Source organism: Mycolicibacterium houstonense (assembly GCF_900078665.2).
Classification (GTDB): Bacteria; Actinomycetota; Actinomycetes; order Mycobacteriales; family Mycobacteriaceae; genus Mycobacterium; species Mycobacterium houstonense.
Genome location: NZ_LT546207.1, coordinates 1,968,862 through 1,978,966 on the forward strand (window position 1 = coordinate 1,968,862; position 10,105 = coordinate 1,978,966).

Genomic DNA, 10,105 nt, shown 5'->3' on the forward strand with positions numbered 1-10,105 from the left:
CTGCCACAGTGCCGCAATCGGTTTCGCGGCGTCAGCGATGAAATCGGCGGGATTCTATTGCGAAGGAACGGAATTCCTGCGGAATGCGGCGGCAGGGGGCCCAGCACCCAGCAGGCCGGAGTCTCCACCGAACAACCGCCGGCGCAGTGTGGTCGGGGCACCGAGTTCCCGGGCCCGGCCACGCCTGCGAAGCTCGGGGATCAGATAGGTGGCCACGTCGGCGAAGCTGCCGGGCGTGACGTGATAGGCGATGTTGAAGCCGTCCACCCCGGCCCGGTCGGCATAGGCATCCAGGCCATCGGCGACCGTGGCGGCCGATCCCACGAACAGCTCACCGCCGAATCCGCCCAGTCCCCCGACGTAATCCCGTAACGTCAGGCGCTCTCGGACACCCGAGTCGGTGACCGCGGCGAGGATGGACCGGCTGGCGTCGGTGTCGAACTGCTCGATCGGACGGTCCACCCCGTAGGTCGACCAGTCCACCCCGGACAGGGCCGACAGTAGCACCAGCCCGCCCTCCAGGTCGTGAAATCGTGCCAGATCGCGCGCCTTGGCCTGGGCAGCGGAATCCGTACTGTCGGTGACGATCTCGACCGAGGTGATGAACTTGAGCGAGTCCGGGTCGCGCCCGTGCCCGGCCGCCCGGCGGCGGATGTCGTCGATGTTGGAGCGCAGCACCTCCGGCCTCGGATCGCTGACGAACACCAGTTCCGCGTTGCGAGAGGCGAACTCGCGGCCGGCCGGTGACGTTCCCGCCTGGAACAGCACCGGGGTGCGTTGCGGCGACGGCTCGACCAGGTGGGCGCCGGGCACGGAGAAATACCGCCCGTGGTGGTCGATGCCGTGCACCTTCGCCGGGTCGGTGTAGACCCCACGTTCGGCGTCGCGCACCACCGCACCGGGCTCCCACGACCCCTCCCACAGTTTGTACGTCACTTCCAGGAATTCCTGAGCCATGGCGTACCGCTCGTCGTGCGGGATCTGCCGCTGGCGGCCGATGATGTTGCGCGCCGCGCTGTCCAGCAGCGAGGTGACGATATTCCAGCCGATTCTGCCGCCGGTCAGGTGATCCAGCGTGCTGAACTTACGGGCCAGCAGATATGGGCTCTCGTAGGTGGTGGACACCGTGATGCCGAATCCCAGCCGCTCGGTTGCCGCGGCCATCGCCGAGACCACCAGCAGCGGGTCGGTCACCGGTGTCTGCACCCCGCGCGCCAGCGCGGCGCGGGCATCACCGCCGAACACATCGAGTTGCCCCACGGCATCGGCGATGAACAACAGGTCGAATCCGCCGTCGTCGAGCAGCTTCGCCAGCTCGACCCAGTACCGGACATCGGTGTATTCGGCGGTGCGGTCCGCCGGGTGGCGCCACAGCCCGAAGTTGCGGTGCGACACCGTCGACATGGTGAACGCCGACAGCACATACGGTTCGGTCATGGCCACTGCCGCCGCGGCGCATCGAGCCCCAGATGGGAGCGCAGTGTGGTGCCGGCGTATTCGTGGCGGAACAGCCCGCGCTTGCGCAGCACCGGGACCACCTGCTCGACGAAAAGTTCATGCTGGCCGGGCAATCCGGAGTCGCGCAGCACGAACCCGTCGGCGGCACGGGTGGTGAACCACTGCTCGATCTCATCGGCGATCTGCTCAGGGCTGCCCACCACGGCCGCGCCCCAGCCGTTGACCGTGCGGTACAGGAACTCTCGCACCGTCGGGTTCCCCTCGGTGGCCAGCAGCCGATAGCCGGCCAGCGCGGTCTGGTGGGTTTCGGTGTGCGCCGGGAAGGCTGATGCCGGAACCGGACCGTCCAGGTCGGCACCGGTGACATCCACGTCGACCTCCAGCAGCCACCCGGCCTGGTACTGCGGGCTGAAGTACTCGTACTCCTGTTGCTGTGCGCGCCGGGCCTCATCCTCGGTGGAGCCGACGAGGTAGCGCAACGACGGGGTGATCAGCGGCGGCCGGGCCCGGCCCAGCCGCCGGGCCTCCTGGTGAATCTGGGTGTAGAACTCCTGCGCCCGCGCGCGGTTACCGTGGCTGGTGAAGATCACCTCGGCATGCCGGGCCGCGAAACCCCTTCCGGTTGCCGATGATCCGGCCTGGAAGATCACCGGCTGGCCCTGAGCCGAGCGGGCTGCGCCCAGCGGACCCGCCACATCGAAATAGGGCCCATGGTGATCGGTCGGTCGAATCTTGCTGACGTCGTTGAAGATCCCCGCGGCGCGGTCCTCGACGATGGTGTCCTCACCCCAGCCGTCCCACAGCTTGCGCACCACCGCCAGCGCCTCCTCGGCGATGCGGTAGCGCTCGTCGTGCGCCACCACGCCGCGGGCACTGAAGTTGTCGGCGGCCGCCTGCGCGAAGCTGGTCACCAGGTTCCAGCCGGCCCGACCGCCGCTGAGGTGATCGAGTGAAAGCAGCTGACGGGCAAGGTGATACGGATGCGCCAAGGTGGCCGATCCGGTGACCACCAACCCGATCCGCTCGGTGACCGAGGACAGCGCCGCCGTCGCAGTGAGCGGTTCGAAATCCTCGGTGATCTTGTACGGCCAGGTCGCCGGTGGGCCGTAGTTCAGGCCGTCGGCGAAGAACAGCGCGTCGAACGCGCCGGCCTCGGCGGTCTGCGCATGGCTGATCAGCCGGCGCCGTACCCCGGCGGTGCTGTTGTCGATATCGGGATGCCGCCACGGCCCGGTTGACCGGGTATTGCCGAAGGCCAGCAGATGAAGCTCTCTGGACACTCCGGCGACACTACGATCCGCACCGCCGCACGCCGAGGGTTGCGCTCAGCGCGAACCAATCCCGAACGGTCTACTTCTTGGGCTTGTCCGCGGCCGCATCGGTGGACAGCGCCGCCACGAACGCCTCCTGAGGGACGTCCACGCGACCGATGGTCTTCATGCGCTTCTTGCCCTCCTTCTGCTTCTCCAGCAGCTTGCGCTTACGGGTGATGTCACCGCCGTAGCACTTGGACAGCACGTCCTTGCGGATCGCCCGGATGTTCTCGCGGGCAATGATTTTCGACCCGATCGCGGCCTGCACCGGCACCTCGAACTGCTGACGCGGGATGAGCTCCTTGAGCTTGGTGGTCATCTTGTTGCCGTAGGCCGACGCCGAATCCTTGTGCACGATCGCGCTGAACGCATCCACGGCCTCACCCTGCAGCAGGATGTCGACCTTGACCAGATCGGCCTGCTGCTCGCCGGCCTCCTCGTAGTCGAGGCTGGCGTAGCCGCGGGTGCGCGACTTCAGCGAGTCGAAGAAGTCGAAGATGATCTCGCCCAACGGCATGGTGTAACGCAGCTCGACCCGCTCGGGCGACAGGTAGTCCATGCCTCCCAGCTCTCCGCGCCGCGACTGGCAGAGTTCCATGATCGTGCCGATGAACTCACTGGGCGCGATCACCGTGGTCTTGACCACCGGCTCGTAGACCTCGCGGACCTTGCCCTCGGGCCAGTCCGACGGGTTGGTCACGACGATTTCCGTTCCGTCGTCCTTGATCACCCGGTACACCACGTTGGGCGAGGTGGAGATCAGGTCGAGATTGAACTCGCGTTCCAGGCGTTCGCGGGTGATCTCCATGTGCAGCAGACCGAGGAAGCCGCAGCGGAACCCGAAGCCCAGCGCCACCGACGTCTCGGGCTCGTAGGTCAGCGCGGCGTCGTTGAGCTGAAGCTTGTCCAGTGCGTCGCGCAGATCCGGGTAGTCCGACCCGTCGACCGGGTACAGGCCCGAGTACACCATCGGCTTGGGCTCGCGGTAGCCGGTCAGCGCCTCGGTGGCACCCTTGCGCGCCGTGGTCACGGTGTCGCCGACCTTCGACTGGCGGACGTCCTTCACGCCCGTGATGAGGTAGCCCACCTCACCGACGCCCAGGCCCTCGCTGGCCTTCGGCTCGGGCGAGACGATGCCGACCTCGAGCAGTTCGTGGGTGGCCCCGGTGGACATCATCGCGATGCGTTCGCGCGGGGTGATCTTGCCGTCGACGACGCGCACATAGGTGACCACGCCGCGGTAGATGTCGTAGACCGAGTCGAAGATCATCGCCCGCGCGGGAGCGTCGGCATCGCCGGTGGGTGCCGGCACCTGCCGCACCACCTCGTCGAGCAGTTCGGCCACGCCCTCGCCGGTCTTGCCGGACACCCGCAGCACATCGGACGGCTCGCAGCCGATGATGTGCGCGAGCTCGCCGGCGTAGCGCTCCGGGTCCGCGGCGGGCAGGTCGATCTTGTTCAGCACCGGAATGATCGTGAGATCCCGGTCCAGCGCCAGGTACAGGTTGGCCAGCGTCTGCGCCTCGATGCCCTGGGCGGCGTCGACCAGCAGCACCGCACCCTCGCACGCCTCCAGGGCGCGGGACACCTCGTAGGTGAAGTCGACGTGGCCGGGGGTGTCGATCAGGTGCAGCACGAACTCGTCGTTACCGACCTTCCACGGCAACCGCACGTTCTGCGCCTTGATTGTGATGCCGCGCTCACGCTCGATGTCCATCCGGTCGAGGTATTGCGCACGCATCGACCGGTCGTCGACGACGCCGGTGAGCTGCAGCATCCGGTCCGCCAGCGTCGATTTGCCATGATCGATGTGGGCGATGATGCAGAAGTTCCTGATCTGCGCCGGCGCAGTGAACGTCTTGTCGGCGAAGCTGCTGATGGGAATCTCCTGGTGAGCGTGGGTGTCAAGCACGTGCTGTGCCCTCTCAGGGTATCGAGCCGGCACCGTCACGACACAATCGCCGTGGGCTCACTGACCTATGCTCGTCACCATGGCGTCGCAGTGGAAGGCGTTCCAACAGGTTCTCAAGGGCGTCGTGGACGGCGCCGAGAACCTGGTGTTCAACGAGGCGCCCAAGTTCGTCCGCCAGTTGCAGACCACCGACAACGTGCCGCGCACCGTGCAGCAGGGCATCCAGCAAGGTCTGCAGCAGGGACTCCGGATGGGCCTCGGCGTGCTCGCCGGCGCGACGGCCCCACCGCCGCAGGCACTGACCGCCGGGCGCCCGGTGTCGAAGCACAGCGTCCCCACCGCACACCGCGCCCGCAAGATCGTCTACTCGCCCGACCTCGACGGCCAGGCCGATCCCGGCGAGATCGTCTGGACCTGGGTGGTCTACGAGGACGATCCGACGCAGGGCAAAGACCGTCCGGTGCTCGTGGTCGGACGTGATCGGCACACCCTGCTCGGCCTGATGCTCTCCAGCCAGGACTACCACCACGACGATCCGGATTGGATCTCCATCGGTACCGGAACCTGGGACTACGACGGCAGGCCGAGCTGGGTCCGGCTGGATCGGGTGCTCGACGTGCCCGAGGAAGGCATCCGCCGCGAGGGCGCGATCCTGGACCGCACCCGGTTCGAAGCCGTCGCGATGAGACTGCGCGCTCAGTACGCCTGGAGCTGACCGGCCGCACCGTTTATCGGGCCGGCGGGTTCGAACCGCACGTACGGTCCGCCGGCGTCGACCGTGATCCGGCAGCGCACCCCGTAGACCTCGCCCACCAGCTCTTCGGTCAGCACCTCGGCCGGGGTTCCGGTCGCCACCACGGCGCCCGCCGACAGCACGACCACCTGATCGCAGAACATCGCCGCGAGGTTGAGGTCGTGCAGGGCCACCACGCTGGTGACCTCCAGCCGGCGGATCAGCGCCAGGATCTCCAGTTGATGGGCGATGTCGAGATGATTCGTCGGTTCATCGAGCAGCAGTTCGCTCGGATCCTGGGCCAGGGCTCTGGCGATCTGCACCCGCTGGCGCTCCCCGCCCGACAGCGTGTGCCACAGCCGGTCGGCCATGCCGTCGAGGCCGGTGGCCGCCATCGCCGCGGTGACGGCGGCGGTGTCGTCGTGCCCGCGGCCGAATACCGGGGCGTGCGGAATGCGTCCCAGCCGGACGACGTCGCGCACCGCGATGTCCAGATCGGTGTCGGCGTGCTGGCCCACCACCGCCACCCGGCGGGCCACCGCGCGCCGCGACATCGTGTGCAGCTCACGGCCGTCCAATTGGACCGACCCGGAGTCGGGCCGGTCGATGCCGGCCAACAGCCGCAGCAGTGACGATTTGCCCGATCCGTTGGGGCCCAGCAGCCCGACGGTGCTGCCCGGAACCGGATCCACCGTGACACCGTCCAGCACGACCCGGCCCGAGCGGGTCCAGCGCACCCCGACCGCCCGCAGACTCATCGCTGTACCCCCTTGCGCCGCAACAGGATCAGCGCGAATGCCGGGACACCGAGCAACGCGGTGACCACCCCGGTGGGCAACTCCTGCGGGGCGAACACCGTCCGGGCCAGGGTATCCACCCAGACCATGAAGATCGCGCCGAGCAGCACCGCCGTCGGCAACAGCCGCCGATGGCCGGGCCCGACGACGAAGCGCGCGGCGTGCGGCAGCACGAGACCGACGAATCCGATCGCCCCGGCGGCACTGACCAGGGCCGCGGTGACCAAGGCGGTCATCACCAACAGCACGATGCGGGCCCGGTTCACCGCGACCCCCAACGTCGCGGCCGCATCCTGGCCGAAGGCGAACGCATCGAGGGTCCGCGTGTAGGCCAGGCACACCACCAGTCCGACGCCGACGACGACGGCGCACCGGGACACGTCGGACCACGACACCCCGGCCAGCGATCCCAGCAGCCAGAACAGCACTCCCCTGGTCTGTTCGGCGTCGGCCGAGGACAACACGACGAAAGACGTCAGCGCCGAGAACAGCTGGGTGCCGGCCACGCCGGCCAGTACCACCCGATCAGTCCCCCCGCCGGCGGCGTAGGCGAGCAGCAGCACCACCGCGAACGACAACACCGCACCGGCGAACGCGCCCCCGGACAGGGTCAACGTGCCTGCACCGACACCGAGCACCGCGACCAGCACGGCACCGGTGGAGGCCCCCGACGAGACACCCAGCACGAACGGGTCGGCCAGCGGATTGCGCAGCAGCGATTGCAGGATCGCCCCGCACAGCGCCAGCCCGGCACCGCAGATCGCGGCCAGGACCACCCGCGGCAGGCGCAGTTGCCAGACGATGCTCTCCTGCAGCCGGGTCGCCCCCGACGGCCCGGCGCCGAGACGATCGCCGACGATGCGGTACACGTCCCCGACCGACAACGCGGCCGGCCCGATGGTGATGGCCACCGCGGCCGAGAACACCAAAGCTGCGAGCGCCATCACCCACAATCCGCCGAGCCACCCGGTACGCATGATCACCGCGCTGAGCCGAACCCGAGCTCCCGCAAGCCCTTCGCCACCTTCTCGACACCGTCCACGGTGCGGATCGACGGGTTGAGATCAGCGCCGTTCACCACGATGTAGCGGCGATCCCGCACGGCGGACAGGCCTCGGGTGAGCGGATTCGATTCGAGGAATTCAATTTTCGTCTCCAGGGCGTCGCCGTCGATGGTGCGACGGCTCAGGTCACCGAGCACCAGCACGTCCGGGTCACGGTCGGCCACACTCTCCCAACTCACCTGAGGCCATTCCTCGGTGGTGTCGGCGAAGACGTTGCGCGCTCCGACGGTCCCGGCGATCACGCCGGGCGATCCGCAGCACCCGGCGAAATAGGGGGCCCGAACATCGGAGAACCAGAAGGCCATGTCGACGCCGGACGCTGCCGCCGCTCGAGCCGCGTCCATGCGCCCGCGCAGCTGTGCGATGAGCCGGTCGCCGCGGTCGGCGACATCGAAAATCTTGGACAAGTCCCGTATTTCGGAGTAGATCGCCTCCATGGTGAGCGGGGTGCTGCGCGCACCGTCACCGTTGACCGAGGTCTTGCCTTCGCAGTCGCTGGGCGCCAGATACGTCGGCACACCCAATCGCTCGAACTGGTCGCGATCGGCGACACCGCCGGGCCCCAGGGTGCCGCCGAAAGACGCCGACACGAAATCCGGCTCGGTGTCGAGGACGGCCTCCAGCGAGGGCTTGTTCACCGCCAGCCGTGGCACGCGGGCGTTCTCGGCCGCGAGATCGGCGCGCACCGGGTCGGTCCACGTCGCGGTGCCGACCATGCGGTCGGCCAGGCCGAGCGACAGCAGAATCTCGGTGGAGCTCTGGTTCAGCGAGACCGCGCGCCGCGGCGGCGCATCGATCACCACTTCCTTGCCGCAGTTCCGTACGGCCAGAGGGTATCCGGGCGACACACCGGAATCGGCGGCCGGTTGGACGGACTGAGTGCATCCCGCCAACGCCAAGGCGCTCACCGCCGCCGTGATCAGGCGGCCCATCCGGTTCACTGCGCCAGCCCGAAGGCCTTGAAACCGGCGGCCAATTTCACCAGCGCGTCGACCTCACGGATCCCCGGGTCGAGTTCGGACCCGCTCAGCACCACGTAGCGTCTGGCTTTCACCGCCGTCATGTTCCTGGTCACCGGATTCGATTCCAGGAACGTCAATTTCGACTCCAGCGCGTCCCCGTCGACGCGCCGTCGATTGAGGTCGGCCAGCACCAGCACGTCGGGGTTTCGATCAGCCAGCGCCTCCCAGCTGACCTCCGGCCAGTCCTCACGGCTGTCGGCGAAGATGTTGGTGACGCCGAGTTCGGTGGCATACAGTCCGGGAGCCGAACAACAGCCGGCCAGATACGGCGTCCGCAGCCCGGAGAACCAGAACGCCACGCTGGTATCCGGCGCGGTGGTCGAGGGGATGTCGTCGAGACGCCGGGTGAGCCGCTCGATCAGGTCTTGGCCACGCTGCTGCACGTCGAAGATCTGGGCGAGCTCGCGGATCTCGCGATACAGCGTGTCGAGGGTCAGCGGTGCGGTGCGGGTGACGGTCTCACCGTCGGCTCTCGCGCCGGTGCACACCGATGGCGATTGGTAGGTGGGGATTCCCAGCTGAGCGAACCTGCTCCGGTCGGCGACCACGGCGGGCGTGAAGGTGTGCGCACTGGCCGAGGCGACCAGGTCCGGCTCGGCGGCGAGCACCGTCTCCAGTCCGGGATCGTTGTCCGCGAGCCGGGGCACGGTGGCGTTGTCGGCCGCGAGTTCGGGAAGCACCGGATCGAACCATGTCGAGGTGCCGACCATCCGATCGGCCAGCCCGAGCGCCAGCAGGATTTCGGTCGACGCCTGGTACAGCGACACCGCCCGCCGCGGCGGACCGTCGAAAGTGACCTCGACACCGCAGTTCTCGATGGTGAGCGGGTAGCTCGTCGAGGATGTTTCAGTGGCGTCGCCGGATACCTTCCCGGCCGCGGGGTCTCGATGCCCGCAGGCGACCGTGAACGTCAACGTGACAGACAACAGGGACATCAGCACGGCGGAGATGCGCACGCCAGAACTTCCTTCGATGCAGGGCCCGGTCGCGGAGCCGTCGACAATCGTTCCCGGCCACAGGTGATCGGACTCGAGGCGATGCCCCATACCGTTGCGCGTCAGTTCCGGCTTCGCACCGGATTCCCCTGTTGGTCGGTCTTGGCACTGTAACAGCCACGATGCGTAGCGCTTGCCCGCGCGCGGCGGGCACGGCGATGCATCAAATCGGCGTCAGTGGGCATTCCTAGACCATGACTGCCCTACCGCCGGACCCCGATCCGGCCGAGACCCCCGATCTGGAACCCGGCGGCGGAGTCGCTCCCGGTGCCACCCCGCCGGACTCGGGGCAGACCTCGGGGCTGGGCGAACCCGAACCTCGCCCCAGACACAAGTACACCCCCAGCTCGGTGACCGCGATCATCGCGCTGGTGCTGCTGGTCGCGGTGTTCGTCGCGGCCGGCCTGCTGCTGATCATGCAGATGTCCGGCGTTTTCGATTAGCGCGGCCGGTCTGTCCTAGCGCGGTGCGCGCCACATCGGCGTGAGCACCGGCCCGCCGTCGGGCAGCGGGATCTCCCCGGTGACCTCGAAGCCGAACCGCATGTAATACGGAATGTTGTCCGGATTGCTCGATTCCAGATAGGCCGGCGCATGTTCGGCATCCACCCGGTCGAGGCGCGACTGCATCAGGGCGTGACCGAAGCCGCCGCCACGCACCGTCGGATCACTGCCGATCACCGCCAGATACCAGTGTGGCTCCTCCGGATGATGCTCTTTCATCAGGTCGACGACCCGCTGCCCCTGCCCCAGGCTGCGGCCGAACGCCAGCAGCAGGGTGGGCAGCATGCGCAGCTCTTCGCCGGGCGTCT

Annotated in this window: 10 protein-coding genes; 2 read left to right on the top strand and 8 right to left on the bottom strand. The window is 68.1% G+C overall.

Annotated features, from left to right (window positions below; translation table 11 throughout):
- Positions 1-54: 54 nt before the first annotated feature.
- From BN4332_RS09880 to lepA, 3 genes are all read right to left on the bottom strand, one after another.
- Positions 55-1,437: an LLM class flavin-dependent oxidoreductase gene (locus BN4332_RS09880; protein WP_066898279.1), complete on the bottom strand. Its 1,383-nt coding sequence runs from the start codon at positions 1,435-1,437 to the stop codon at positions 55-57.
- On the bottom strand, positions 1,434-2,738 hold the full coding sequence (locus tag BN4332_RS09885; protein ID WP_066898271.1) for an NtaA/DmoA family FMN-dependent monooxygenase: 1,305 nt from the start codon (positions 2,736-2,738) through the stop codon (positions 1,434-1,436). The genes BN4332_RS09880 and BN4332_RS09885 overlap by 4 nt, the downstream gene beginning before the upstream one ends.
- A gap of 70 nt (positions 2,739-2,808) precedes the next feature.
- Complete coding sequence (lepA, locus tag BN4332_RS09890; RefSeq protein WP_435405156.1) at positions 2,809-4,722, bottom strand: translation elongation factor 4; 1,914 nt, start codon at positions 4,720-4,722, stop codon at positions 2,809-2,811.
- Between the two features lie 40 nt (positions 4,723-4,762).
- On the opposite strand from lepA, the gene BN4332_RS09895 reads away from it, so the two are divergent.
- Positions 4,763-5,398 (top strand): type II toxin-antitoxin system PemK/MazF family toxin, encoded by a 636-nt coding sequence (locus tag BN4332_RS09895; RefSeq protein WP_096867060.1) that lies wholly within the window; start codon positions 4,763-4,765, stop codon positions 5,396-5,398.
- On the opposite strand, the gene BN4332_RS09900 is transcribed toward BN4332_RS09895, so the two are convergent.
- From BN4332_RS09900 to BN4332_RS09915, 4 genes are read right to left on the bottom strand one after another with little or no spacing between them, the layout of a single operon-like run.
- A complete protein-coding gene (locus BN4332_RS09900) occupies positions 5,380-6,174 on the bottom strand; it encodes an ABC transporter ATP-binding protein (protein WP_066898274.1) in 795 nt (264 codons plus the stop codon). The two genes, BN4332_RS09895 and BN4332_RS09900, sit on opposite strands and share 19 nt — an antisense overlap.
- Positions 6,171-7,190, bottom strand: a complete 1,020-nt coding sequence (locus tag BN4332_RS09905; protein WP_066898281.1) for a FecCD family ABC transporter permease — start codon at positions 7,188-7,190, stop codon at positions 6,171-6,173. Before BN4332_RS09905 ends, BN4332_RS09900 begins: the two co-directional genes overlap by 4 nt.
- Positions 7,191-7,192: 2 nt before the next feature.
- Entirely contained in the window at positions 7,193-8,209 is a 1,017-nt protein-coding gene (locus BN4332_RS09910) for an ABC transporter substrate-binding protein (RefSeq protein WP_066898280.1), read from the bottom strand.
- A 5-nt stretch (positions 8,210-8,214) separates the two neighbouring features.
- A complete protein-coding gene (locus tag BN4332_RS09915) occupies positions 8,215-9,255 on the bottom strand; it encodes an ABC transporter substrate-binding protein (RefSeq protein ID WP_235654065.1) in 1,041 nt (346 codons plus the stop codon).
- Between the two features lie 233 nt (positions 9,256-9,488).
- Between BN4332_RS09915 and BN4332_RS09920 the strand changes: the two genes are divergently transcribed.
- Entirely contained in the window at positions 9,489-9,737 is a 249-nt protein-coding gene (locus tag BN4332_RS09920; protein WP_066898275.1) for a DUF6480 family protein, read from the top strand.
- Positions 9,738-9,752: 15 nt separating this feature from the next.
- On the opposite strand, the gene BN4332_RS09925 is transcribed toward BN4332_RS09920, so the two are convergent.
- The coding region (locus BN4332_RS09925; protein ID WP_160110829.1) for a GNAT family N-acetyltransferase at positions 9,753-10,105 on the bottom strand (353 nt) is incomplete at its 5' end.